The organism is Massilia sp. MS-15 (assembly GCF_020176695.1).
Taxonomy (GTDB): domain Bacteria; phylum Pseudomonadota; class Gammaproteobacteria; order Burkholderiales; family Burkholderiaceae_D; genus Telluria; species Telluria hydrophila.
The window spans coordinates 206,668-227,610 of record NZ_JAIWIA010000013.1; the positions used below are offsets into that span (position 1 = coordinate 206,668).

The window sequence follows — 20,943 nt, forward strand, 5'->3', positions numbered from 1 at the left end:
CCGTCCATGCCCAAGTTCGCCGCCAACCTGAGCCTGATGTTCACCGAGACCGGCTTCCTCGAGCGCTTCGGCGCTGCGCGCGCGGCCGGCTTCGAGGCCGTCGAATTCCAGTTCCCTTACGCTTTCGCACCCGGCGAGATCGCCGAACGCCTGCAGCGCCACGGGCTGGAAGCCGTGCTGCACAACCTGCCGGCCGGGGACTGGGAAGCGGGCGAGCGCGGCCTGGCTTGCGACCCGCGCCGCAGGACGCAGTTCCAGGACAGTGTCGGCCTCGGCATCGCCTATGCGCGGGCCCTCGGCGTGCGCCGCCTGCACTGCATGGCCGGCCTGCTGCCGCCTGACGTCTCCCGCGAACAGGCCCATGCGGCGTACGTGGCCAACCTGCGCTACGCGGCCGCCCAGTGCGCCGCCCACGGTATCGCGCTGCTGGTCGAGCCGATCAACCACCATGACGTGCCCGGTTACTTCCTGACCGGCACGCGCCAGGCCTGCGCGGTCATCCAGGAAGCCGGCGCCGGTAATCTCTACCTGCAATACGACCTCTACCACATGCAGCGCATGGAAGGCGAGCTGGCCACGACCCTGCGCCGCTGCCTGCCCGTCATCGGCCACATCCAGCTGGCCGACGTACCGGGACGCCACCAGCCCGGCACCGGCGGCATTCCCTTCCCCCGCTTGTTCCGGTTACTGGACGAGCTCAGCTACGATGGCTGGGTCGGCTGCGAATACGTGCCGCGCGGCCCGACGGCCGCCTCGCTTGGCTGGCTGGAAGCCGAACGCCAGCGCAAATAAGCGCACCGAGCGCACCGCCCCATGCTGGACAGGGCATGGACGTTCAGGCAACATGGCCTTTTCACCACGATGGAGCAGTGCGATGATCCAGGGTTTGCGTACCGTGATCTACCCAGTGGGCAATCTAGCCGACGCCAAGGCCTGGTATGGGCAGGTACTGGGCAAGCCGCCTTACTTCGATGAAGTCTTCTACGTCGGTTTCGAGGTCGGCGGTTTCGAGCTGGGCCTGGTGCCGGACGGCCAGCCAGGCAGTGCCGGCGCCACCGCCTACTGGGGCACCCAGGACATCGAGCAGGAAGTCGCGCGGCTGTCCGCGCTGGGGGCGCAGGTGGAGTCAGCGGTAGAGGACGTCGGCGGCGGCATCCGCGTCGCCACCGTGCGCGACCCGGACGGCAACCTGTTCGGCGTCATCCAGAATCCCCATTTCGACCCGGCCAAGGTCGCCTGAGTCCTGCGCAGCCGCAGGCGCAGGCTCAGGAGATGAGCACCGGCCGGCTGGCGGGGTCGAAGTCGGCCCAGTCGCCGTCGACGATATTGCCTTCGGCCCGCTCGATGTGGTGGGCGCCGAGCTGGCGCAACACATCCGCCGCACGGTCGACCAGGCGGTCGTCGTCGAAGGCCACCGCCACCAGCATGCCGGCTTCGCGCGGCGGCACGCGGTTCTCGCGGCTGCCCTCCTCGCTTTCGCCGCGGTCCTTCATCTTCGAAAAGCTGAACAGCGAGCCGACGTGGCCGCCGACCAGGCCGCCAACGAGCGGTCCCAGCGGTCCGGTGACCGGCGCGGTCGCCGCGCCAATCACGGCCCCCACCGCGCCACCGGTGGCGACACCCTGGACCACGCCTTCCGGCGTCTCCTTGGCGCCTGGCGACTGGATATGATCGCCGCCGATCGGGGTCTGGTCGTGCTGCCCGGGCTGGTTCAGGTAGAAGCCGCTGATCCGGCCCGCGTCGAAACCTGCGTCGGCCAGCGCGGCGCGCGCGCGCGCGACATCTTCCTGAAGCTGGAAACGTCCTGCAATGATGATGGACATGGATCTCTCCTGGATCGTGGTTGGCTCGACTATACCGGCGCTGGCTGCTCCGCTCTGTACGCGGGCGCACGCAGCCCGCGGCAGCCGCTCAGCGCCATTGTCCGTAGGCGACGCCGCCGGCCAGCACGTCCGGTTCCGGCGCGGGTTCGGGCAGCCAGCGCCGCGGATCGACCCGGAAGTACTTCAGGAATTCCTCGTACAGGTCGGGATGGCGCGCCGCGAGCGCCCAGGGCTGCTCGAAGAAACTCTCGGTCGCCACCGCGAAGAACTCGGCCGGGCTGCTGGCCCCGTAGTGGTCGAGCACGCCCTGCTGCCCCCACATCGCGTCGCGCCGCAGGCCGGCGAAGTTGCGCGACAGTACCTCGGACCAGCTGCGGTAGCGTTCCGTGCTGCCCAGGTAGGGCGCACCATTGGTGCTGCCCGATTCGCTGTCGAGCTGGTGGGCGAACTCGTGCAAGACAACATTGTGGGCGGGCCGCGCAGCATCGTCCGCATCGCCCGCACCGTCCGGACCGGCAACGGCGCCGGCAAGCGCGCCCGCGCGCCGCACATGGTCCCAGGACAGGATCACGCGGCCATCGCCCCAGGATTCGCCCAGCAGGTCCTGGCGCTGCTCCGTGACCACACCGGCGGCGTCGACTTCGCGGCGTGGCACCAGGAAGGCGCCCGGATATACCAGTACCGCATGCAGCGAAGGATAGGCGCGCGCCGCCTCGCCGGCCCGCCCCAGCACCAGCAGGCAGGCCTGGCCGGCGATCGTGGCACGCATCTCGTCCGTGACCTCCAGGCCGGCGCAGCCGACGAATGTCTTTTCGTGCAGGAAGCGCTGCACCAGGCGCTGCAGGCGCAGACGTTGGTCTCTGTCCATGCCGTCATACTGGGGAATATTTCGTGCCAGCACAGCGACCAGGTCTGGCGCCAGCGGACGCGCCAGGGCGCGCCGCAGGCGCCATTTGGGCAGCAGGAATGCCGCCAGCAATCCGGCCCCGAGCAGGCCGGCGATGATGCCTTCCATGTCAGGCTTTCCGTGTCGTCGCGACCCAGTCCAGCACCTCGTCCGCGCCGCCGACCAGCCGGCCGCCGACGAATACCTGTGGCCAGGTCAGGCGCCCGGTCAGGCCACGCAGGACGCTGGTCGTGATGATCTGGTCTTCCGGGATATCGGTGAAGACGATGCCATTCTCGCGCAAGGCGGACTTGGCGCGCGCGCAATGCGGACAGCCGGGGCGCGAGAACATCACCACCGGCTCGGGAATCCGGGCCTGCGGATTGATATACCTGAGCATGGTGTCGGCATCGGACACCTCGAACGGGTCGCCCTCGCGCTGCGGCTCGATGAAGACTTTCTCGATCACGCCGTCCCGCACCAGCATCGAGTAGCGCCAGGAACGCTTGCCGAAACCGAGTTCGCGCTTGTCGACCAGCATGCCCATGCCCTCGGTGAAGTCGCCATTGCCGTCGGGAACCAAGGTGATGTTGCCGGCGTCCTGTCCGGTCTTCCACTGGTTCATCACGAAGGCATCGTTGACCGCGATGCACAGGATATCGTCGACCCCGTTTTCGCGCAGCACCGGCGCCAGTTCGTTGTAACGTGGCAAGTGGGTCGAGGAGCAGGTCGGCGTGAAGGCGCCCGGCAGGGCGAACACGACCACGGTCTTGCCCTTGAACAGCTCGTCCGTGCTGAGGTCGCGCCACGCGTCGTCGGGCCTGGCCTTGAAGGTCACGCGCGGGACCGGCCTGCCTTGCAGGGATTCGGGTGTCGGTAGTGCGGGACTGGTGGACATCGTTCTTCCTTTCCTTGGGGCGGCCCCTCGGCCGCATGGGGAGGCAGGTAAGGACTATTGACCGGTTTTCAACGCGCCCCCAAAAAAATTGTCTGCTTGAAAAATACAATGCCGCGCACAGGGCGCGGCATGCATGACGACAGCGATCGTCGGACCGGGTGCGCCGCGGGTCTCGACCGCGGCGCACCGGTAACGCGGCTCAGGCGCGTTCCTTGGCGGCCTGGCCTGGGGGCGGGCCGAACAGCGCGGCGACCAGCGGATCGCGGGTGACCGGGCTGCGGTTGACGCGGATCGCGTAGTGGGTATCGTCCGCCAGGATGTGGAAGTGGCGGCCGCTGCCGGCCATGTTCTGCTCGCGCAGGCCCGGGCGCTCCTTGCGCGGGGCGGCGCCTTCACGCTTCGGCTGGCAGATCGCGGCCAGGAAAGCCTTGACGCGCTCCTGGTCGGGGCAGATCTGGTAGACGGCCTTGCCGAGGTAGGTGGCGGTGCCTTCGATGTAGCGCGCCAGCTCGATGACGCCGGCTTCGCGCAGGTCGCGGATGTACTTGCGTGCGCCGGACGGCGAGAATTTCAGGAACCATGCGATCTCGTCGGCCAGCATCTCGTGGGTCGACAGCTCGTTGATCAGCTTCTGCATGTTTTCGATCCGGCGCTGCGTGGCCGAGGTCGAACGGACGCGTTCGATCGGCGCCAGCGAGATCGGGGCGCGCTCGGTCGGCTGGGGCGGGACGCGTTCGATCAGCGCAGATTTGCTGGAAGTGTGCACTGCGCCGATGTCGCCTTGCACCGCGTTGTGATGGGTCGTTGCATGCATATTGGTGAGCTCCGTTGAGAGTGAGACTGTGTGGTCCGGGTCGCTGTGTGCCGTATGACACCCTGACAACACCTCGGGTTCCGCTTAACTGGTATCAAGATTGCCTGCCTCAGGCACCCCGGTCTGTGCGCCATCCAACATTCAAGAACATTCCTGAAAGCATTTTTAGCAAGCACAGGTTTCTCTTCACGGTCGATTTTTTTTGCAGCGCACCAAGTGCATGTAACTGTTGCGCAAAATCACATCGTATCCATATGGCATTTCCAGCACTGTTGTAAAATCACACAGGTTCGTTCCCTTGGGTGCGCTACCGCACCGAGCGAGCGGAACTTGCACTGTTATTCTTTATCCAACATCTGTGTCAAGGCATGCGATGTCAACAACCCTTCACCTTATGGGAGTCACCTGTGAATAATACGAAGAAGATCGCCCTGGCCGCCGCCATCCTGTGCGCGTCTGGCACCACCATGGCCCAAGAAATCAACCCATCGTGGTACATTCAGCCGAACGTCATCTATGCCAAGCCGGACAGCCGCTTTGGCGTCGGTGACCGCGACTGGGGCGGCGGCCTGAAGTTCGGCAAGGCCGTGTCGCCCATGTGGGACATCCAGTTCGGCGGCAGCCAGGTCCGTTTCAATGACGGTCCTGCACGCTACCGTCAGACCCTGCTGGGCGCCGATGCCCTGATGATGTTCTCGCGCGACCGCTTCCGTCCGTTCGTGCTGCTGGGCCTCGGCCTGGAGCGCGACAAGGTGGTGAACCCGCTGCGCAACGTTGGCAAGAATTCGCCGTACGCCACCGCCGGCCTGGGCTTCCAGGCATCGCTGACCGACCAGTGGTCGCTGCAGGCTGACCTGCGCGCCGTGCGTGGCTTCCTGCGCGATCACGAGCAGTTCGGCTTCCGTCGCAGCACCAACAAATACCTGACCGTCGGCCTGAACTACGCGTTCAACCCGCCGCCAGCACCGCCGGCACCGGCTCCGGCACCGGTCGTCGAAACCCCGGCACCGGCTCCGGCACCGGAACCGGTCGCGCCGCCGCCAGCGCCGCCGCGCTTCCAGAAAGTGACCCTGGAAGCGACCAAGCTGTTCGAGTTCGACAAGTCGGACATCATCATGCCGTCGCCGAAGCTGGATGAAATCGCCGCTGCGCTGCAGGCCGACCCGAGCATCACCGACGTCGACATCACCGGCTACACCGACCGCCTGGGTACCGAGAAGTACAACCTGCGCCTGTCCGAGCGCCGCGCCAACGCGGTGCGCGACTACCTGGTCAGCAAGGGCGTCGACGGCAACCGCCTGAAGGCCTACGGCAAGGGCGAAGCGAACCCGCTGGTCCAGTGCGACCAGAAGAACCGCAAGGCCCTGATCGACTGCCTGGAGCCGAACCGCCGCGTCGAGGTCGAGCAGATCACGATCGAGAAGCGCGTCCAGTAAGGTCCGGCATCCATGTCCTGCCCTCCGTCCGCCCCGTGCGGCCGGAGGCGGGCATGAAAGCCGCCATGAGCATGCGAGGGGGCTACGGCCCCCTTTTCAATTGGAGGATCGACTATGGCTGTCAACAAATGGCGACCGTTTTCGCGCCAGCTGCTACAGGTGATGCGCTGTTCGGTGACCGAATGGCTGGAGCATCGCGCATCCAGCAAGGGCGCCGCGCTCGCCTTCTACACCCTGTTCTCGCTGGCCCCGGTGCTGGTGCTGGTGATCGCCGTCGCCGGCTTCTTCTATGGCGCCGAAGCGGCCCAGGGCCAGCTGATGAACCAGCTGCGCGGCCTGGTCGGCGCCCAGGGCGCGGAAACCATCCAGACGATCCTGGCTGGCGCCCGCAACAAGGAAAGCGGCATGATGGCCACCATCATCGCCACCGTGCTGCTCCTGATCGGCGCGACTACCGTGTTCGCCGAGCTGAAGGATAGCCTGGACGAGATCTGGGACGTGCCGCCGCCGCCAAACGCCGGCTTCTGGAACCTGGTGCGTACCCGCCTGCTCTCCTTCGGCCTGATCCTGGTGCTCGGCTTCCTGCTGATGGTGTCGCTGGTGGTGAGCGCGGCCCTGGCGGTGGTCGAGGAATACATCGGCGGCATGTGGAAGGAAGCGGCCGTGGTAATGGGCTGGGTGGCCTGGGCCATCAGCTTCCTGGTGATCGCTACCCTGTTTGGCGTGATCTACAAGCTGCTGCCCCGCATCAGGCTGTCCTGGCACGACGTGGCCATCGGCGCGCTCGGCACCGCGGCCATGTTCACGCTCGGGAAGTTCGGAATCGGCCTGTACATCGGCAACAGCGGCGCCGCCGACAGCTTCGGCGCCGCCGGCTCGCTGATCGCGCTGCTGCTGTGGGTGTACTACTCGGCCCAGATCTTCTTCCTCGGCGCCGAGTTCGCGCGCCAGTATGCGCTGCAGCTCGGCAGCCTGAGGCACCGGCCGGCGCACGAGACCGGCGACAAGAAGAAGGCCGAGCGCGAGGCGGGCAGCGCCACCTGGAAGAACGGCCGCGCCGTGTGAGGGGGTGCCTGGCGGCCACGCCGCCGGGCTATTCGCCCAGCAGCTCCGACACCACTTCCATGCCCTCGACCCGCTCGGCCACCACCTTCAGCACCATCACCACCGGCACCCCCAGCAGCAGTCCCCACATGCCCCACAGCCAGCCCCAGAACAGCAGGCTCACGAACACGGCCGCCGGGTTCATCCTGGCGATGCGGCCGGTCATCCAGGTGGCGACGACCATGCCGACCAGGGTCGCGATGCCAAGCGAGGACCCCGCCACCAGGATCACCATGCGCAGCGACTCGAACTGGAAGAAGGCAACGGCCCCGGTCGCGAGCGTGATCAGGAGCGGCCCGAAGTAAGGAATCACGTGGGCCAGGCCGGCAAATGCCGCCCAGGCGCCGGCATTCTCGAGCCCGATGGCGCGCAGCGCGGCCCAGGTCAGCAGGGCCAGCAAGAGATTGGTCACCAGCAGCATGAACATATAGCTCTGGATCGCATTGTTGATGTCGTCCAGGATGTGCACGGTGACCTTCTTGCGGGTCAGCGAGGGGCCGGTCAGCTTGACCAGCTTGCGCTTGAAGGTGTCGCCGGCCAGCAGCAGGAAGAACACCAGGAACACCACCATGGTCGCCTGCGACAGGAAGGTCGCCAGTCCCACCGAGCCGGCCAGCACCCAGTCCATCACGCGGATGCTGGAAGCGCCCGCGGCCGCGGCCGGGGGCAGGGAGTTGGTCCGTTTCTGGACGGCGCGGCGCTGCTCGCCGCCAGTGGCATTGGAAGCGGCGCGCTCGATCTCCGCGGCTGCGGCCTGCACCTGCTGGATGGTCGAGCGCTGGCCGTCGCCGCTGGTGAAGATGCGGGTCACCTTGTGGGTGAGCGTCGGCAGCTCGTCGATGATGTTGAAGAATTCCCCCTGCAGCCGGTACAGGGTGCCACCCATGGCGCCCAGGATCAGGGCGGTCACCAGGGTCGCGCCGATCACGCGCTTGACGCGCCAGCGTTCCAGCCAGCGCACCACGGGATTCAGGGTATAGGCGATGAAAATGCCAAGCAGGAAGGGAACGAAGAATTTCTGCGCCCACTGCAGCGCGAACACGCAGGCCAGGGTGGCCAGGATGCCGAGCGAGAGCCCGCGCGCATGGACATGGAGCGGCAGGCGCAGCCCGCCCGCCTGCAGCGTGAGCTCGTCGCTGGCGGCGCCGGCACCGGAATCCGGGGCTGGCTCGGGTTCCTTGCGGGCAGGAGCGCCCGGCCCAACCCCGGATGTGCTCGCAGCCTGGACAGCAGGTTGTGCCGGTTCGGAGGGTGCGAGCTGCATGGATCGTGCCTTGACTGAGTACTGGGGCCGGGAGCCGGCAAACCGGGGAGCCGGGGAGCCGGGTTGCCCCGGCCCCTGGATTACTTGACGCGGATGTCGTTCTTCACGGAGGTTACACCTTTCACGCCACGCGCGATTTCCACCGCGCGCTGGGCGTCGCGCGGCTCGGCCACGAAGCCCGACAGCTGCACGTCGCCCTTGTAGGTCTCGACGTTGACTTCGGTCGCCTTGACGGTCGGGTCGGCCGCGAAGGCTGCCTTCACCTTGGTGGTGATCATGGCGTCGTCCACGTATTCGCCGGCGGACTTCGAGGTCGGGTTCGACGAGCAGCCCACGGCGGTGATGGCGACGGCGGCGGTAAAGGCGGCGGTGACGAGACGTTGTGCAATTTTCATGATAGCTCCTTGTGGAAAGTCAGACTACTTAAGCAAGCCCATGCGGGCGGTGTGGACGGTACCGGCACGCCGGCCCGCAAAATCATTTCCGGAACGCGGTCTTGGCGGCATTGACGCACTGGTCCTTGACCTCGCCGGCATAGGCATCGCACTTTTCGATCGCGACGCGGTACTGGGCGGCGAGCTTGTCCTGCTGCGCATCCTGGCGCGCCTCGATGCTCTTGCGGTCGGCCTTGGCATCGGCCTGGGCCGCGATCAGGCTTGCCTTGGCCTGTTCCAGGCAGACGTCGCGGTCGTTGCCGGTGACGGCGGCGCAGCGCACGCGGTCGCGGTCGTAGTTGGCCGAGGCGATGCGCATGCGCGCATCGGTGTAGGCCGACAGGGTATTCTTGTACGCGGCGCCCGCTTCTTCCTCGGTGCGCACGCGCGCCGCGCGCGCTTCGGCGATGCACAGCGCATGCGGATTGCCGGCGATCTGATCGCAGCGGGCCTTGGCGGCCTTGTAGTTGGCCTCGGCCATGGCCTTGGCCTGTTCGAATGCGGTCCTGGCGTCGGGTGCGGCCTGGGCGCGCGCCGAACCTGCCCAGGCGAGCGCGGCGCCAACGAGCAGGAAAGCATAGGTTCTTTTCATTTTTTGTTCTCCGTTTGTCAACACGCTTATGACGTTTTACACGTCGCCCGGCCCAGCTTCCGTTCGGTGCCGAACATAGCAAAACGCACAACAACAAACCCACGATGTTCGTGGCGGCGCGGCTGTTCAAGATGGCAGTCGGGGACGGTTAGTCAACGCACAGACCCATGTTGCGGCCGTGTTTATGCTGAACCCATACTTTTGTCAGGAGAACAACATGAAAGCAACCCGTACCCTCGCTGCTGCCGTGCTGGCCACTACCGCCCTCCTCGCCGGCTGCGCTTCGCAGCCCTACGACAGCGGCTACAACACCGGCTACAACAGCGGCTACAACAGTGGCTATAACAATGTGTCCATGGGATATGGCACGATCGAATCGATCCAGGTGACACAGGCCAACCGCACCAGCGGCACCGGCGCCATCCTGGGCGGCGTGGTCGGCGCCCTGGCCGGCAACCAGGTCGGCAGCGGCAGTGGCCGTACCGCGGCCACCGTGGCTGGCGGCGTGGCGGGCGCGGCGATCGGCAATAGCGTCGAGCGCAACCGTAACAGCGGCCAGGAGCTGTATCAGGTTAATGTACGTATGGACAACGGCGAATACCGCACCGTGACCCAGGACAGCGTCTACGACCTGCGCGTGGGTAACCGCGTGCGCATCGTGGACGGCCGCGTCTACCGCTACTGATCCGCGTTGCCGGCCCTGTCCGCGCCAGCCGCCACGCTGGCGCGGCACGGGTGCGCACCTACAGCCGCGGCCCCGTGCCGCGGCTTGACCATCCGCTGGAGGATGCCATGCGACTCATCTCCATCATGCTGAACGGCGCCTGCGCCTACCTGCTCGGCAGTAGCCTGCTGGCGCACGCCCAGGTCCAGAGCGCAACCCACGGCGATGCCGTCGTCGATCCTGTCGCCGCCCAGCAGCAGGCACGCGAGATCGCCAAGGGTGATCCGGCGCGCTGGTACCGCGAGGACAAGACCCGCCAGGAACGGCTGCGCACCCTGCACAAGGAAATCGGCGCGGCGCTGCAGGAGGCGAGGAACGCCTGCAAGAAAGTCTCCGCTACCGAACGCAAGGCCTGCCTGCAGGAAGCGCGCGTCACCTACCAGCGCGACATGGCGCAGGCCAGCGCCCAGCTGGAAGCGCCGGCGCCCTGAGCGCCGCCCGCGCCGCTCCCACCACAAAAACGGCTGTCCAGGGCCTTGTGCCATGGGCGGCTGTTCGCCGCTGCTTCCAATGGCCCTGTCCGCAACTGCCACAGCTGTCCCGCCATAAAAAAAACGGCGTGCAATCGATGATTGCAACGCCGCTCAAGCCCCACCATATTCTTTCGTCCTGCCGCGCCGTGTCAGCCCAGTCCCTGCTGCTGTACGCGGCGCTTGTTCATGTACCAGGCACCCACCCCAAGCAGGATGGCCGCGGCGCCTGCCTGCTTGCCGAGCCGGCGCTGGCGGATGAAGTTCAACACCGCCAGTCCGTAGGGCATCAGGACCGATACGCTGGTGCCGGTCGGCTTCAACAAGGCGTCGGCGCGTGCGCGCAATGCCCAGGTGGCGTGGTCAATCGCGCCGTGCAGCATCACCTCGGGACGCGCCGCGTGCCGGATCTGGGCCCGTGCATGGGCAACGCTGCTTCGGAAAAACTCGCCCTCGCGCAGCAGTTCCTGCTTGCGCTGCGCCGGATCCGCGCTGTGCTTGTGGCCGGCCAGTCCGGTCCGTTCATCTGCATTGTGCATGTTTCCCCTCTTTCGTGTCGCCGCCTAGAGCAGCATGTCGCGGTCGTTCTTCAGTTCATTCATGGTCGCCGGCAGCGAGAGCTTGTCCTGTTTCAGCAGCGCCAGGCCCTTCGCCACCAGCACGCCAGTGATGACCAGGAACACGACGAACAGGATCAGCAGGATCTTCCAGCCCATCTCGTCCCAGGCCAGCGCGACAATGGTCGCGGTACCGTAGGCGATGGTGAACCAGATGCCAAGGACAGCGGCCCCGAACAGGGCTACCAGTTCGATCACGTGCTTGCGCACCTCGGACAGCTCGAGCGCGGCCAGCTCCACCCGCGATACGACCAGGCCGAACAGGCTTTTCATGAGGGTGGACACTCCGCCCATCAGGCCAGGAGCATGCACCACGGTTTCGTCATTCTGCATGGCGCCCCCGGTGCCGCTCATTGCTTGCGGCTGAGGAGGACGCCGAGCAGCACGCCGATGCCGGCGGCGACGGCCAGCGTCCGGTAGGGATTGTCCTTCACATAGATATCGGCCTCGTGCGCCAGCTCACGGCCCTTTTCCAGCGCCTGGTCCTGGTAGCGGCTGGCGCGGCCCAGCGCGCGGTCCAGCAGCTCCATGCCGCGGCTGCGCAATTCCTCGGCCTTGTCGCCCGACAGCGCGGCGGCGGCGGTCAGCATCGACTGGGCGTCGCGCACCAGCGCCTTCAGGTCCGACGAGGCGTCGGATGCGTGCCTGTCGAACTCGTAGCCGCGGGCCGTGGATTGGATGTTGCTGCGGGTGGTGTCTAGCATGGTCTACTCCGGTTTGTCGTGGTTGTTGAATGGTGCCTGGCCTCAGGCCAGCAGGTCGCGCATGTCGTCGGCGTGCTCCTCTTCGACGGCCATGATGTCGACCAGCAGTGCACGCGTGGTTGGATCGCGGTCGCCGATCGCCGCGATCATCTGGCGGTAGGATTCGATGGCGACGCGCTCGGCGATCAGGTCGGCGCGGACCATCGCCTGCACGTCATCCGAATCGTCGTACTCGGCATGGCTGCGCGCGGTCAGCGTGGCCGGATTGAAGTTCGGCGATCCGTTCAGCTGCACGATGCGCTCGGCGATGCGATCGGCGTGGTCCTGCTCCTGCTGGGCATGCTCGAGGAACTCGGCCTTGATGTGGCCGGTATTCGGGCCGCTCACGGTGTAGTAGTGCCGCTTGTAGCGCAGCACGCACAGCAGTTCGGTGGCGAGCGCATCGTTGAGCATCGCAATCACCGCCTCGCGGTCGGCCTGGTAGCCCTCGGTGACGGCGCCGTCGTCGAGATTGGCGGCGGCGCGGCGGATCGCCGCCACGTCGAAGCCATGGGCCAGCTTGTTGGTTTCTTCCATGTGTTACCTCGATACGTGGTTCGGTTGCGTGCCCGGGTTACGCCGGGCCGCTCAGCGTCCGGCCGCGCGCGGCGGAATCTGCGCGTTCTCGTTGGACAGCACGATCTCGACGCGGCGATTGCGCTGGCGGTTCGAGGCCGTGTCGTTCGGCGCCACCGGGAAGGCTTCGCCATAGGCCTTCATGGCGATGCGATTGCGCGGCACGCCCAGCGAGCCCAGCGCGGAGGCCACCGCTTCGGCGCGGCGCTGCGACAGTTCCTGGTTGTACGAAGAGCCGCCGGTGCTATCCGTAAACCCTTCGACCAGCACGGTACGGTTCGGGTTCTGCGCCATCACGTCGGCCAGTTTGCGCAAGGTCGACATGCCGTTCGGCGTGAGCTCGGCCTTGTCGTGGGCGAACAGCACGTCGCCGATGGTCACCACATAGCCACGCTCGGTCTTGACGGCCTGCAGCTCGACCAGCAGCGCTTCCAGCACCGCGGCGCGCTGCGCCAGCGCGGCGTTCTGCTGCTGGGCGGCGGCGGCCTGCTGCTGGGCGGCCTGGGCCTGCATCTGGGCCTGGGCAGCGGCGGCCTGGGCCGCCTCGGCTTCGCGCTTGGCGCGGTCGGCCTCGAGCGTACGCGCTTCCAGCCGCACCTGGTCGCGTTCGTGCGCCGCGTTCGCCATGTCGGCTTCGGCCGCCTTGGCGCGTGCCACTTCGACCGCGGTGGCGACGCGCTGCTTGGCCAGGTAGGCCAGGCGGTCGACATCGGCCACGGCTTCGCGCCGCGCCGCGGCAGCATTCGCCTGGTCGAGGGCCTCGCTGGCCTGCCTGAATTCCAGCGGCGCGTATTGCGACACCTGTGGGTTGTTGTTGGCGGCCACGAAGTCGGCGCGCGCCTGGTCCAGCGTCGGCGTGCTCATCGGGGCGGTGGCGCAGGCGGTGGCCAGCACGGCGGCCGCCAGCAGCGACATCATCGAACGGTTTTTCATGCTTTTGTCCTTTTTTCCTGGGCGCCGCGCAGGGCGGCGGTCAATGGAGGGAACTTCTTCTTGTCGCGACAGGCGCTGCTTATTGCGGAGTCGTGGTCGGGGCCGGCTGCGAGTTGGCGCGCTCGACTTCCTCCCGCAGCACGCGCAGGTCTTCGTTCAGCGCGTTCGATGCCGCGGTCGCCTTGGCCGAATTGGCCTTGCTCTGCGCCAGCTTGGCGTCGGCCTGGGCCTGGATCGCCAGTTCGCGCGCCAGCTTGTAGTCGCGTGCGGCCAGGGCCTGGTTCGCGCGCAGCATTTTCTCGCGCGCCACGGTGATCTCGGCCGGGGCCAGTTCGGCGGCGCCGGCCGACACGGCATTCTCGACCGCGTTGCGCGACACCGCCACGTCGGCGGTCGCCGGCGCCTTTTGCGGATTGGCGCAGCCGGCCAGTACCAGCGCGCCTGCCAGCGCAGCTGCCGTCGTCAGGCTGCCCAGCATCCGGGTCATCGGGTGTTGTTGGTCCATCGCTGCTTCTCCTATTGTTGAGGAAATGTCCTTGGTAACGTTATAAACCTGTTATCTCCTGGTTTCGGTTCGCTGGCGCACATTGCTGGACCGGTGCAGGCTGGCGCAGCGGGACAGGGTTAGGCAGCGCACATTGGCCGCGCCGTCCTTTGCGCTAAGCTGGGCCGGAACCATCACTACAATGAAAGTCCGCCATGGCCGAGACCGAAAAGCCGGCGGCGCAAGGCCGTCATCCGTCGCGCCGCAACAAGATACTGCTGGGCACACTGGGCATCCTGGTGGCGATCCCGGTGATCGCCATCATCTTCATCCTCACCTTCGACTGGAACCGGGCCCGCCCCTGGATCAACGCCAGGGTCAGCCAGGCGATCGAACGCCCGTTTGCCATTCGCGGCGACCTCGACGTGGAATGGGAGCGCCCCGCGCGCACGATGGCGCCGTCGGAGCGCAGCTGGCGCGACCACATTCCCTGGCCGCACCTGATCGCCAACGATACCCACATCGGCAACCCGGCCGGGCTGCCGGCCCGGGACGCGGGCAGCGCACGCCAGTTCTCGTTCTCGCTCAATCCGTTTGCCCTGCTCTCGCGCACCATCCACATCCCGCTGTTGCGCTTTGACGGTCCGCGCGTCGACCTGCTGCGCCTGGACGAGAAGCGCAACAACTGGACCTTCAAGCGCCAGGACAAGAAGTCCGGCTGGACCATCGACCTCGACCGCGTGGTGCTGACCGACGGCATCGTGCACATGGAGGACGCGGTGACGAAGTCCGACGTCACGGCCCGCGTGCGCACCCTGGAGCGCAATCCCCGCTATGGCGTGGGCTGGACCCTCGACGGCAGCTACAACGGCGCGAAAGTAAGCGGTGGCGGCAAGGCCGGCGCGGTGCTCTCGCTCAAGCAGCAGTCGACCCCGTATCCGGTGCAGGCGGACATGCGTTCCGGCGCCACCCACATCGCGGTGGAAGGCACGGTCACCCGCCCCGCGAAGCTGGCGGCCATCGACCTGCGCCTCGAGCTGGCCGGCCCCAGCATGGACCAGCTGTATCACTTCACCGGCGTGGTGCTGCCGACCACCGGACCGTTCTCGACCTCGGGCCGCCTGACCGGGACCCTGGGCGAGGAGAACAGCCGCTGGGTCTACGACGGCTTCAAGGGCAAGGTCGGCGCCTCCGACATCGGCGGGCGCCTCGAGTACACGACCGGCGCGCCGCGCCCCAGGCTGTCGGGCAAGATCCGTTCGCGCCAGCTCGTGTTCGCCGACCTGGCGCCCCTGATCGGCGCCGACTCGAACGCCGCCAAGAAACAACGCAATGCCGACGTACTGCAGCCGAACGGCAAGGTACTGCCGGTCGAGGAATTCAAGACCGAGCGCTGGAACAAGCTCGATGCCGACGTGCGCTACTCGGCCGAACGCATCGTCCGGGAGACAGCCTTCCCGATCAGCAAGCTGTCGACCCACCTCAAGATGAACAACGCAGTGCTCGACCTGGAGCCGCTCGAGTTCGCGATGGCGGGCGGCACGGTGCGCTCGAATATCCGCCTCGACGGCCGCGGACGCGCAGGGCCGAAGGCGATCAAGGCCCAGGCCAAGGTCACCGCGCGCAAGATCGAGATCAAGAAGCTGTTCCCGAAGATCGAGCAGCTGCAGGCGACGGTGGGCAGCATCAACGGCGACGCCAGCCTGAGCGCGCAGGGCAATTCCGTGGCCAGCCTGCTCGCCGGCGCCAACGGCGAACTGAAGACCCTGATCAACCAGGGACAGGTCAGCAAGATGCTGCTCGAGATGATGGGCCTGAACGTGGCCAACATCATCGTCACCAAGCTGTTCGGCGACAAGCAGGTGCAGCTGAACTGCATGGCCACCGATTTCGACGTGCGCAACGGGGTGGCGCGCACGCGCTACTTCGTGGTCGACACCCAGGAAGCGCTGATCAACATCAGCGGCAGCATCAACCTGGCCAACGAACAGATGGACCTGCGCATCGATCCAAAGACCAAGGGCCTGCGCCTGTTCTCGCTGCGCTCGCCCTTCTACGTGCGCGGTCCGTTCAGCCAGCCCGACGTCTCGGTCGACAAGGGCATGCTGGCAATGAAGGCCGGCAGTGCCATTGCCCTGGCCGCGGTGGCACCGGTGGCAGCCCTGATTCCCCTGATCAATACCGGACCGGGCGAGGACAGCCACTGCGCGCGCCTGCTCGCCGAGTCGCGCGAGAAGCCGCGCGCCCCGCCGCCCGGCAAGACGCGCTGAGCCGGGGTGCGGAATTTGCACGCAATTGTGAGTTGTCGAACAGACCAGACCGTGACGAAAACCCTATTCTGCATCCATGGACTCGACGAACACTGCCGCATGACGCGATTCAACCAGCAGCACCGTATCGCCAGTGCCCTGCTCGCCACCCTGCTCGTCACTCAGTTAATGGGCCAGCTTGCCGGATGTGCGGTGACGGAAAGCCCCAGTGTGGCGGCGAGTCCGGTCGACGATGCCGCCATCACTGCCAGTGTCAAGGCGGCCCTTGCCGGCGATCCGGCGCTGAAGGTTTCCGAACTCGGCGTCGAAACCGCGCAGGGCGTGGTGCGGCTGAGTGGCTTTGTCAGCTCGGCAGACAGCGTCGCGGCAGCGGCCTCGGTTGCACGTACCGTCCAGGGCGTGAAATCGGTCAGGAATGATTTGCGATTGAAATAACCCACCGTTAAGGAGAATGACCATGAAAACCATCAAACAACTGGTAGTGACCGCAAGCCTGGCAACCGCCGCACTCGGCCTGGCCGGCTGCTCGGGCATGTCGCAGCAGGACAAGAATACCGCCATCGGCGCTGGCGCCGGTGCGGTCATCGGTGGCGCGCTGACCGGCGGCAGCGCCGTGGGCACCGTGGGTGGCGCAGCCGTGGGTGGCGTCATCGGCAACCAGGTCAACAAGACCAACTGAGCAGGACCAAGCGTTTTTTAATCCGACTCCGACACGAGAAGGCCTGGCATCCGCCAGGCCTTTTTGTTGGTGGACCCGGAATGCACTGGCGATGCCCGCGTTCCAGGCTCCAGGCTTACCGCAGCCCGGCCACCGTTTGGGCGCCGGCGTCCTTGACGATCGCGTAGCAGGTGCAGGAGGCGGCCGCCAGGCCGTCCGGATCGAGGATTTCGATATTGCCGCGGCTGTAGATGATCAGCCCCTGCTGCTGCAGCGCGCTGGCGGCCTTGGTGACGCCAACCCGGCGTACGCCGAGCGCATGGGCCAGGAACTCATGGGTGAGGTGGAATTTGTCGGATTGCAGCCGGTCGCGGGTGATCAGCAGCGAGCGCGCCAGGCGCGCCTCCAGGACGTGGAAGCGGCTGCAGACGGCGATCTGGATCGCCTGCGCCAGCAGGGCTTCCGTGTAGCGGTACAGCACCCGTTGCAGCGAAGGGTTGCGCGCCGCCTCCGTGCGGAAGCGGGCGGCCTCCATGCGGCTGGCGCTGCCGGCGCGCTGGACCACCGCGCGCACCTGGGTGCTGTCGTGGTCCGGTGCCACGCTGGCGCCGACCATGCCCTCGCGCCCGACCTGGCCGACCTCGAGCGTCATGCGGCCTTCGGCCACGCCCATCAGCGAGACCAGGCAATCGTGGGGAAAGTACACGTGGCGCAGCGGTTCGCCCGCTTCGCACAGGACATCTCCGACCTCGACCGTGACCGGATCGAGCAGCGGCAGGATGGCTGCCAGTTCCTGCGGCGCCAGCGCGGCCAGCAAGAGGTTGCTGTTGTGTTCGACGATGGGCGGCGGTACGGCAAAGTTCATCGGATTCTCGCGTGGTGACTGCATGGCGCAAACCGTCTGGCGGATACATTTGCAAACAATTTAGGTCAGCGTAACCCCTGCCCTCCGCATGGGTATGTACGGTGACGCACGGAACCGCCTGTTGTTCCTGAGGACAATCCGAACATGCAAGGAGTAACCGGCCCGGGCACGGACGGGCCCGACAAGACAAGCCGAAAAGGACGCAACATGACTACCTCCCCTTCCCCGCGTGGACGCATGCATCCGCTGATGATGCTGGCCGCCCTTGCGGTTTTGCTGTTCTGCCTGGTCGGCACCGCGGCCATCCTGGGCTGGATCCCCGCGTCGGTGGGCAGCACCGGCGAGCGCCAGCTGAGCGAATCCGAGCGCCTGGCGCTGGCCTCCACCCTGCCCCAGGGCGGACTGCAGCCTGCACCGGGCGTAGCGGTGCCGGGCCAGCAGCTGGCCCCGGGCTATGCCGGGCCAGCCACTGGTGGCGCACCAGCCACTTATCCGGTCCAGCCGGCCCCGGCGGCCGAGGCCTATGCGCCGGCCACTGCCTATGTGGCGCCCGCGGCAGCGGCCACGGCTGCGGCCGCAGCCACGACAGTCCATGAGCGGCCGGCCAGCAGGCCGGTACAGCTCGCCGCCGCGGACAGCGAGCGCAACTGGTGCTCGAACTGCGGCAACGTGGAATCGGTACGCACCATCAAGCAGCGCGCCCAGGGCAGCGGCCTGGGTGCGGCCGGCGGCGCCGTCATCGGGGGCCTGCTGGGCAACCAGGTCGGTGGCGGCAGCGGCCGCACCCTTGCCACCGCGGCCGGCGCGATCGGCGGCGCCGTGGTCGGCAACCAGGTCGAGGGCAACATGAAGGCCACGACCAGCTACGAAATCAAGGTGCGCCTCGACGATGGCAGCGTGCGCACTTTCCGCCAGAGCAAGGCGCCGCAGTGGCGCAGCGGCGACCGGGTTCGCATCGTCAAGGGCCGCCTGCGCGCGGTGAGCTGAGCCCGGCGCAGCCGCCGCCCGGTATGCCGAGGAGAGTCGCCGCAAGGTGCCTCTCCTTTATTTTTGTGTAGCAACTTTCTTGGATGCAATGTGCGGCAGCGCACGGAACAATGGATGAGCTCACCCGACAATGCTTTCACGCGGATACTGCGTGCGGTGCTAGAGCAACCATTGAACAGGGGAACGCATCATGAACAGCATGGCATGGATCGGCATCATCGTATGGGGAATGATCGTGGCGGCATTCGGACTGCTCTCGGCCCATCCGCCGGGTGAAGCGGCTGCCGGCGGGCTGCAGGCGCAGGATGTGGTCTTCCTGGTGGCAGGCGGCCTGCTGACCTGCCTGATCGGGATCACGGGACTGCTCGGCTTCATGGGCTGGATTCCCGGCTTGCGCAAGGAAAAAGCTTGCACGTGATTCAAGCATCCGTACGCCATCGTACAGAGGGCGACCAGGGGCGACGGCATACTGGAACCACGACGCCGAAGCGCGTGATCCAAGTAAAGGAGCAGCATCATGCTATACACCATTGCCGTCATCCTGATCGTCCTTTGGCTGCTGGGCCTGGTAACTTCCTACACCATCGGCGGCTTCATCCACATCCTGCTGGTCGTTGCCGTGATCATGATCCTGGTGCGCCTGATCAGTGGACGGGGCATCTAGCCGCGCGCTCCCTTTCGCCCCCAATCCGTTTCGCAGTCTTGCCCGGGACGGGCTTGAGCGCGAAGCGGATTTTTCATTCAAGGAGAACATGATGCATACTAAACTGACGAAATCCGTACTGGCCGCCGCCCTCGTGGCCCTGACCGCCACCGGCTGCGCCGACATGAGCCCGACCCAGCGCGGCACCGCGCAGGGCGCCGGCATCGGCGCCGGCCTGGGCGCCGTGATCGGCGCCACCACCAGCGGCGGCGGCAGTGGTCGCGCCACCCGCGGCGCCGTCATCGGCGGCGCCCTGGGCGCGGTCGCCGGCAATATCTGGTCGAAGCGGATGGAAGCCCAGAAACAGGCGATGGAACAGGCCACCCGCGGCACCGGGGTGCAGGTCAGCCAGACGGCCGACAACCGCCTCAAGCTCGAGATTCCGAGCGACGTCTCGTTCGATACCGGACGCTCGGACATCAAGCCGAACTTCCAGCCGGTGCTCGACCGTTTCGCCAGCACCCTGAACGAGAACCCGGCCACCACCGTGATCATCATCGGCCACACCGACAGCACCGGCACGCCGGAAATCAACCAGCCGCTGTCGGTCGACCGCGCGGCCCGTACCCGCGACTACCTGGCGGGACGTGGGGTGAGCCCGTCACGCATCACCATCGAAGGCCGCGGCGAACGCGAGCCGATCGCCTCGAACAACGATGCCGCCAGCCGCGCGCGCAACCGCCGCGTCGAGATCTACGTCGCCGAACGCGGCTAAGCGAACTGGCGCGCTGGCATGCGCGCCACAAGCCTTCAAGGGCCGACGCTGTCGGCCCTTGTTCCGTGCGCAGCGCAGCACGCGGCGCCACCCCGTGCAGTAACTCAGCTGGTCTCGGTGAATGCCAGGTAGAGCGCGCGCGCACGATGCGCCACCGGACCGGCTTCCAGCATGCGCTCCTCGTAGCGGGTACAGGGCGTGACCTTGCCATAGTTGCCGGTGCTGAAGATTTCGCGTGCCGACAGCAGTTCGGCCGGCGCCACGCTGCGCTCCTCGACCCGCACGCCCTCCTCCGCCAGCAGCGCGATCACGCGCGCGCGCGTGATACCGGCCAGGAAAGTACCATTCAGCCGGGGCGTCACCACGGCGCCATCGGCGGTCACGAGGAACAGGTTCGACGTGGCGAACTCGGCCACGTTGCCATCGGCATCCAGCATGATCGCCTGGTCGAAACCGCGCGCTTTTGCCTCGCGCATCGCGCGGGTCGAGTTGGCATACAGGGCCGAGGCCTTGGCATCGGTCGGCGCCATGCTCGGCTGCGGGCGCAGCAGCGTCGACAGGCAGGCCGAGAAGCCGCTGAATGGCGGCAGCGGCGCGTCGAAGATGGTCAGCGCGAAGCGGCTGGCCTCGGCCACCGGGATCAGGAAGCCGTCGGTGCCGAACACGAGCGGGCGGATGTAGAGTTCCGCATCGGCGGGAAACTTCGCCACGCCTTCGCGCACCAGCGCCTCCATCTCGTCCACGTCCAGGGGACAGCGCAGGCCCAGCTTCTCGCTGGAAGCAAGCACGCGCTCCAGGTGCGGGCGCAGGTCGGGCAAGTGGCCGCGCAGGGCCCGGGCGCCATCGAATACCGAGGAACCCAGCCACAGGCTATGGTCCATCGCCCCATACAGTGGAACATTGCCTTCGCTCCAGCGGCCATCGAAATAGGTCAGGTACATGCTTGT

At 66.7% G+C, this 20,943-nt stretch carries 28 protein-coding genes; 13 read left to right on the plus strand and 15 right to left on the minus strand.

Features of this window, described 5'->3' with window-relative positions:
• The first annotated feature begins 6 nt into the window (after positions 1 to 6).
• Positions 7 to 792 carry a hydroxypyruvate isomerase gene (gene hyi, locus LCI23_RS07385; RefSeq protein ID WP_224945788.1) on the plus strand — a complete coding sequence of 262 codons (786 nt, stop codon included), beginning with the start codon at positions 7 to 9 and terminating at the stop codon, positions 790 to 792.
• Positions 793 to 874: 82 nt separating this feature from the next.
• Positions 875 to 1,240, plus strand: coding sequence for a VOC family protein (locus tag LCI23_RS07390; RefSeq protein ID WP_224945789.1), 366 nt, complete (start codon positions 875 to 877; stop codon positions 1,238 to 1,240).
• Positions 1,241 to 1,265: 25 nt separating this feature from the next.
• On the opposite strand, the gene LCI23_RS07395 is transcribed toward LCI23_RS07390, so the two are convergent.
• From LCI23_RS07395 to LCI23_RS07410, 4 genes are all read right to left on the minus strand, one after another.
• Positions 1,266 to 1,823: a glycine zipper domain-containing protein gene (locus LCI23_RS07395; RefSeq protein ID WP_224945790.1), complete on the minus strand. Its 558-nt coding sequence runs from the start codon at positions 1,821 to 1,823 to the stop codon at positions 1,266 to 1,268.
• Positions 1,824 to 1,911: 88 nt separating this feature from the next.
• Positions 1,912 to 2,838, minus strand: a complete 927-nt coding sequence (locus LCI23_RS07400) for a zinc-dependent peptidase (protein WP_224945791.1) — start codon at positions 2,836 to 2,838, stop codon at positions 1,912 to 1,914.
• 1 nt (position 2,839) lies between these two features.
• The gene (locus LCI23_RS07405; protein WP_224945792.1) at positions 2,840 to 3,607 is read right to left on the minus strand and encodes a glutathione peroxidase; all 768 of its coding nucleotides are present in this window, start codon (positions 3,605 to 3,607) and stop codon (positions 2,840 to 2,842) included.
• Positions 3,608 to 3,806: 199 nt separating this feature from the next.
• Positions 3,807 to 4,421: a winged helix-turn-helix domain-containing protein gene (locus LCI23_RS07410; protein ID WP_224945793.1), complete on the minus strand. Its 615-nt coding sequence runs from the start codon at positions 4,419 to 4,421 to the stop codon at positions 3,807 to 3,809.
• Between the two features lie 407 nt (positions 4,422 to 4,828).
• On the opposite strand from LCI23_RS07410, the gene LCI23_RS07415 reads away from it, so the two are divergent.
• On the plus strand, positions 4,829 to 5,857 hold the full coding sequence (locus tag LCI23_RS07415; RefSeq protein ID WP_224945794.1) for an OmpA family protein: 1,029 nt from the start codon (positions 4,829 to 4,831) through the stop codon (positions 5,855 to 5,857).
• A 114-nt stretch (positions 5,858 to 5,971) separates the two neighbouring features.
• Positions 5,972 to 6,922: a YihY/virulence factor BrkB family protein gene (locus LCI23_RS07420; RefSeq protein ID WP_224945795.1), complete on the plus strand. Its 951-nt coding sequence runs from the start codon at positions 5,972 to 5,974 to the stop codon at positions 6,920 to 6,922.
• A gap of 28 nt (positions 6,923 to 6,950) precedes the next feature.
• Here the strand turns inward: LCI23_RS07420 and LCI23_RS07425 are convergent, their stop codons facing one another.
• The 3 genes from LCI23_RS07425 to LCI23_RS07435 form a co-directional block, all read right to left on the minus strand.
• Entirely contained in the window at positions 6,951 to 8,225 is a 1,275-nt protein-coding gene (locus LCI23_RS07425; RefSeq protein WP_224945796.1) for an AI-2E family transporter, read from the minus strand.
• 80 nt (positions 8,226 to 8,305) lie between these two features.
• Positions 8,306 to 8,620, minus strand: a complete 315-nt coding sequence (locus LCI23_RS07430) for a BON domain-containing protein (protein WP_224945797.1) — start codon at positions 8,618 to 8,620, stop codon at positions 8,306 to 8,308.
• An 82-nt stretch (positions 8,621 to 8,702) separates the two neighbouring features.
• A complete protein-coding gene (locus LCI23_RS07435) occupies positions 8,703 to 9,251 on the minus strand; it encodes a hypothetical protein (RefSeq protein ID WP_224945798.1) in 549 nt (182 codons plus the stop codon).
• A gap of 217 nt (positions 9,252 to 9,468) precedes the next feature.
• On the opposite strand from LCI23_RS07435, the gene LCI23_RS07440 reads away from it, so the two are divergent.
• Positions 9,469 to 9,936 carry a glycine zipper 2TM domain-containing protein gene (locus LCI23_RS07440; RefSeq protein WP_224945799.1) on the plus strand — a complete coding sequence of 156 codons (468 nt, stop codon included), beginning with the start codon at positions 9,469 to 9,471 and terminating at the stop codon, positions 9,934 to 9,936.
• Positions 9,937 to 10,043: 107 nt separating this feature from the next.
• Positions 10,044 to 10,406, plus strand: a complete 363-nt coding sequence (locus tag LCI23_RS07445) for a hypothetical protein (RefSeq protein WP_224945800.1) — start codon at positions 10,044 to 10,046, stop codon at positions 10,404 to 10,406.
• Between the two features lie 191 nt (positions 10,407 to 10,597).
• On the opposite strand, the gene LCI23_RS07450 is transcribed toward LCI23_RS07445, so the two are convergent.
• The 6 genes from LCI23_RS07450 to LCI23_RS07475 form a co-directional block, all read right to left on the minus strand.
• Positions 10,598 to 10,984 carry a hypothetical protein gene (locus LCI23_RS07450; RefSeq protein ID WP_224945801.1) on the minus strand — a complete coding sequence of 129 codons (387 nt, stop codon included), beginning with the start codon at positions 10,982 to 10,984 and terminating at the stop codon, positions 10,598 to 10,600.
• Positions 10,985 to 11,008: 24 nt separating this feature from the next.
• A complete protein-coding gene (locus LCI23_RS07455; RefSeq protein ID WP_224945802.1) occupies positions 11,009 to 11,416 on the minus strand; it encodes a phage holin family protein in 408 nt (135 codons plus the stop codon).
• Positions 11,413 to 11,766 carry a YqjD family protein gene (locus tag LCI23_RS07460; RefSeq protein WP_224945803.1) on the minus strand — a complete coding sequence of 118 codons (354 nt, stop codon included), beginning with the start codon at positions 11,764 to 11,766 and terminating at the stop codon, positions 11,413 to 11,415. Before LCI23_RS07460 ends, LCI23_RS07455 begins: the two co-directional genes overlap by 4 nt.
• A gap of 42 nt (positions 11,767 to 11,808) precedes the next feature.
• On the minus strand, positions 11,809 to 12,342 hold the full coding sequence (locus LCI23_RS07465) for a bacterioferritin (RefSeq protein ID WP_224945804.1): 534 nt from the start codon (positions 12,340 to 12,342) through the stop codon (positions 11,809 to 11,811).
• Between the two features lie 51 nt (positions 12,343 to 12,393).
• On the minus strand, positions 12,394 to 13,314 hold the full coding sequence (locus tag LCI23_RS07470; RefSeq protein ID WP_224945805.1) for an OmpA family protein: 921 nt from the start codon (positions 13,312 to 13,314) through the stop codon (positions 12,394 to 12,396).
• A gap of 79 nt (positions 13,315 to 13,393) precedes the next feature.
• Complete coding sequence (locus tag LCI23_RS07475) at positions 13,394 to 13,819, minus strand: DUF4398 domain-containing protein (protein ID WP_224945806.1); 426 nt, start codon at positions 13,817 to 13,819, stop codon at positions 13,394 to 13,396.
• A 194-nt stretch (positions 13,820 to 14,013) separates the two neighbouring features.
• Here LCI23_RS07475 and LCI23_RS07480 point away from each other — a divergent pair, with 194 nt between their 5' ends.
• The 3 genes from LCI23_RS07480 (at position 14,014) to LCI23_RS07490 (ending at position 16,747) form a co-directional block, all read left to right on the plus strand.
• The gene (locus LCI23_RS07480; protein WP_224945807.1) at positions 14,014 to 16,068 is read left to right on the plus strand and encodes an AsmA family protein; all 2,055 of its coding nucleotides are present in this window, start codon (positions 14,014 to 14,016) and stop codon (positions 16,066 to 16,068) included.
• A 99-nt stretch (positions 16,069 to 16,167) separates the two neighbouring features.
• Complete coding sequence (locus tag LCI23_RS07485; protein WP_224945808.1) at positions 16,168 to 16,503, plus strand: BON domain-containing protein; 336 nt, start codon at positions 16,168 to 16,170, stop codon at positions 16,501 to 16,503.
• 22 nt (positions 16,504 to 16,525) lie between these two features.
• Positions 16,526 to 16,747: a glycine zipper 2TM domain-containing protein gene (locus LCI23_RS07490; RefSeq protein ID WP_224945809.1), complete on the plus strand. Its 222-nt coding sequence runs from the start codon at positions 16,526 to 16,528 to the stop codon at positions 16,745 to 16,747.
• Positions 16,748 to 16,862: 115 nt separating this feature from the next.
• On the opposite strand, the gene LCI23_RS07495 is transcribed toward LCI23_RS07490, so the two are convergent.
• Positions 16,863 to 17,591, minus strand: coding sequence for a Crp/Fnr family transcriptional regulator (locus tag LCI23_RS07495; RefSeq protein ID WP_224945810.1), 729 nt, complete (start codon positions 17,589 to 17,591; stop codon positions 16,863 to 16,865).
• A 207-nt stretch (positions 17,592 to 17,798) separates the two neighbouring features.
• Here LCI23_RS07495 and LCI23_RS07500 point away from each other — a divergent pair, with 207 nt between their 5' ends.
• From LCI23_RS07500 to LCI23_RS07515, 4 genes are all read left to right on the plus strand, one after another.
• Positions 17,799 to 18,578: a glycine zipper 2TM domain-containing protein gene (locus LCI23_RS07500; RefSeq protein ID WP_224945811.1), complete on the plus strand. Its 780-nt coding sequence runs from the start codon at positions 17,799 to 17,801 to the stop codon at positions 18,576 to 18,578.
• A 190-nt stretch (positions 18,579 to 18,768) separates the two neighbouring features.
• Complete coding sequence (locus LCI23_RS07505) at positions 18,769 to 18,996, plus strand: hypothetical protein (protein WP_224945812.1); 228 nt, start codon at positions 18,769 to 18,771, stop codon at positions 18,994 to 18,996.
• A 99-nt stretch (positions 18,997 to 19,095) separates the two neighbouring features.
• On the plus strand, positions 19,096 to 19,242 hold the full coding sequence (locus tag LCI23_RS07510) for a lmo0937 family membrane protein (RefSeq protein ID WP_020652694.1): 147 nt from the start codon (positions 19,096 to 19,098) through the stop codon (positions 19,240 to 19,242).
• Between the two features lie 91 nt (positions 19,243 to 19,333).
• Entirely contained in the window at positions 19,334 to 19,996 is a 663-nt protein-coding gene (locus LCI23_RS07515) for an OmpA family protein (protein WP_224945837.1), read from the plus strand.
• Between the two features lie 104 nt (positions 19,997 to 20,100).
• Here the strand turns inward: LCI23_RS07515 and LCI23_RS07520 are convergent, their stop codons facing one another.
• Positions 20,101 to 20,937 carry a branched-chain amino acid aminotransferase gene (locus LCI23_RS07520; RefSeq protein ID WP_224945813.1) on the minus strand — a complete coding sequence of 279 codons (837 nt, stop codon included), beginning with the start codon at positions 20,935 to 20,937 and terminating at the stop codon, positions 20,101 to 20,103.
• Positions 20,938 to 20,943: the final 6 nt, after the last annotated feature.

Bases quoted from the DNA above. Each gene is read 5' to 3' on its own strand.
- LCI23_RS07425 (WP_224945796.1), bottom strand. From the start codon at position 8,225: ATGCAGCTCGCACCCTCCGAACCGGCACAACCTGCTGTCCAGGCTGCG.
- LCI23_RS07455 (WP_224945802.1), bottom strand. From the start codon at position 11,416: ATGAGCGGCACCGGGGGCGCCATGCAGAATGACGAAACCGTGGTGCAT.
- LCI23_RS07480 (WP_224945807.1), top strand. From the start codon at position 14,014: ATGGCCGAGACCGAAAAGCCGGCGGCGCAAGGCCGTCATCCGTCGCGC.
- LCI23_RS07515 (WP_224945837.1), top strand. From the start codon at position 19,334: ATGCATACTAAACTGACGAAATCCGTACTGGCCGCCGCCCTCGTGGCC.
- LCI23_RS07435 (WP_224945798.1), bottom strand. From the start codon at position 9,251: ATGAAAAGAACCTATGCTTTCCTGCTCGTTGGCGCCGCGCTCGCCTGG.
- LCI23_RS07445 (WP_224945800.1), top strand. From the start codon at position 10,044: ATGCGACTCATCTCCATCATGCTGAACGGCGCCTGCGCCTACCTGCTC.
- LCI23_RS07500 (WP_224945811.1), top strand. From the start codon at position 17,799: ATGACTACCTCCCCTTCCCCGCGTGGACGCATGCATCCGCTGATGATG.
- hyi (WP_224945788.1), top strand. From the start codon at position 7: ATGCCCAAGTTCGCCGCCAACCTGAGCCTGATGTTCACCGAGACCGGC.
- LCI23_RS07495 (WP_224945810.1), bottom strand. From the start codon at position 17,591: ATGAACTTTGCCGTACCGCCGCCCATCGTCGAACACAACAGCAACCTC.
- LCI23_RS07470 (WP_224945805.1), bottom strand. From the start codon at position 13,314: ATGAAAAACCGTTCGATGATGTCGCTGCTGGCGGCCGCCGTGCTGGCC.
- LCI23_RS07430 (WP_224945797.1), bottom strand. From the start codon at position 8,620: ATGAAAATTGCACAACGTCTCGTCACCGCCGCCTTTACCGCCGCCGTC.
- LCI23_RS07520 (WP_224945813.1), bottom strand. From the start codon at position 20,937: ATGTACCTGACCTATTTCGATGGCCGCTGGAGCGAAGGCAATGTTCCA.
- LCI23_RS07510 (WP_020652694.1), top strand. From the start codon at position 19,096: ATGCTATACACCATTGCCGTCATCCTGATCGTCCTTTGGCTGCTGGGC.
- LCI23_RS07405 (WP_224945792.1), bottom strand. From the start codon at position 3,607: ATGTCCACCAGTCCCGCACTACCGACACCCGAATCCCTGCAAGGCAGG.
- LCI23_RS07490 (WP_224945809.1), top strand. From the start codon at position 16,526: ATGAAAACCATCAAACAACTGGTAGTGACCGCAAGCCTGGCAACCGCC.
- LCI23_RS07410 (WP_224945793.1), bottom strand. From the start codon at position 4,421: ATGCATGCAACGACCCATCACAACGCGGTGCAAGGCGACATCGGCGCA.
- LCI23_RS07390 (WP_224945789.1), top strand. From the start codon at position 875: ATGATCCAGGGTTTGCGTACCGTGATCTACCCAGTGGGCAATCTAGCC.
- LCI23_RS07420 (WP_224945795.1), top strand. From the start codon at position 5,972: ATGGCTGTCAACAAATGGCGACCGTTTTCGCGCCAGCTGCTACAGGTG.
- LCI23_RS07440 (WP_224945799.1), top strand. From the start codon at position 9,469: ATGAAAGCAACCCGTACCCTCGCTGCTGCCGTGCTGGCCACTACCGCC.
- LCI23_RS07475 (WP_224945806.1), bottom strand. From the start codon at position 13,819: ATGGACCAACAACACCCGATGACCCGGATGCTGGGCAGCCTGACGACG.
- LCI23_RS07460 (WP_224945803.1), bottom strand. From the start codon at position 11,766: ATGCTAGACACCACCCGCAGCAACATCCAATCCACGGCCCGCGGCTAC.
- LCI23_RS07485 (WP_224945808.1), top strand. From the start codon at position 16,168: ATGACGCGATTCAACCAGCAGCACCGTATCGCCAGTGCCCTGCTCGCC.
- LCI23_RS07395 (WP_224945790.1), bottom strand. From the start codon at position 1,823: ATGTCCATCATCATTGCAGGACGTTTCCAGCTTCAGGAAGATGTCGCG.
- LCI23_RS07505 (WP_224945812.1), top strand. From the start codon at position 18,769: ATGAACAGCATGGCATGGATCGGCATCATCGTATGGGGAATGATCGTG.
- LCI23_RS07450 (WP_224945801.1), bottom strand. From the start codon at position 10,984: ATGCACAATGCAGATGAACGGACCGGACTGGCCGGCCACAAGCACAGC.
- LCI23_RS07400 (WP_224945791.1), bottom strand. From the start codon at position 2,838: ATGGAAGGCATCATCGCCGGCCTGCTCGGGGCCGGATTGCTGGCGGCA.
- LCI23_RS07465 (WP_224945804.1), bottom strand. From the start codon at position 12,342: ATGGAAGAAACCAACAAGCTGGCCCATGGCTTCGACGTGGCGGCGATC.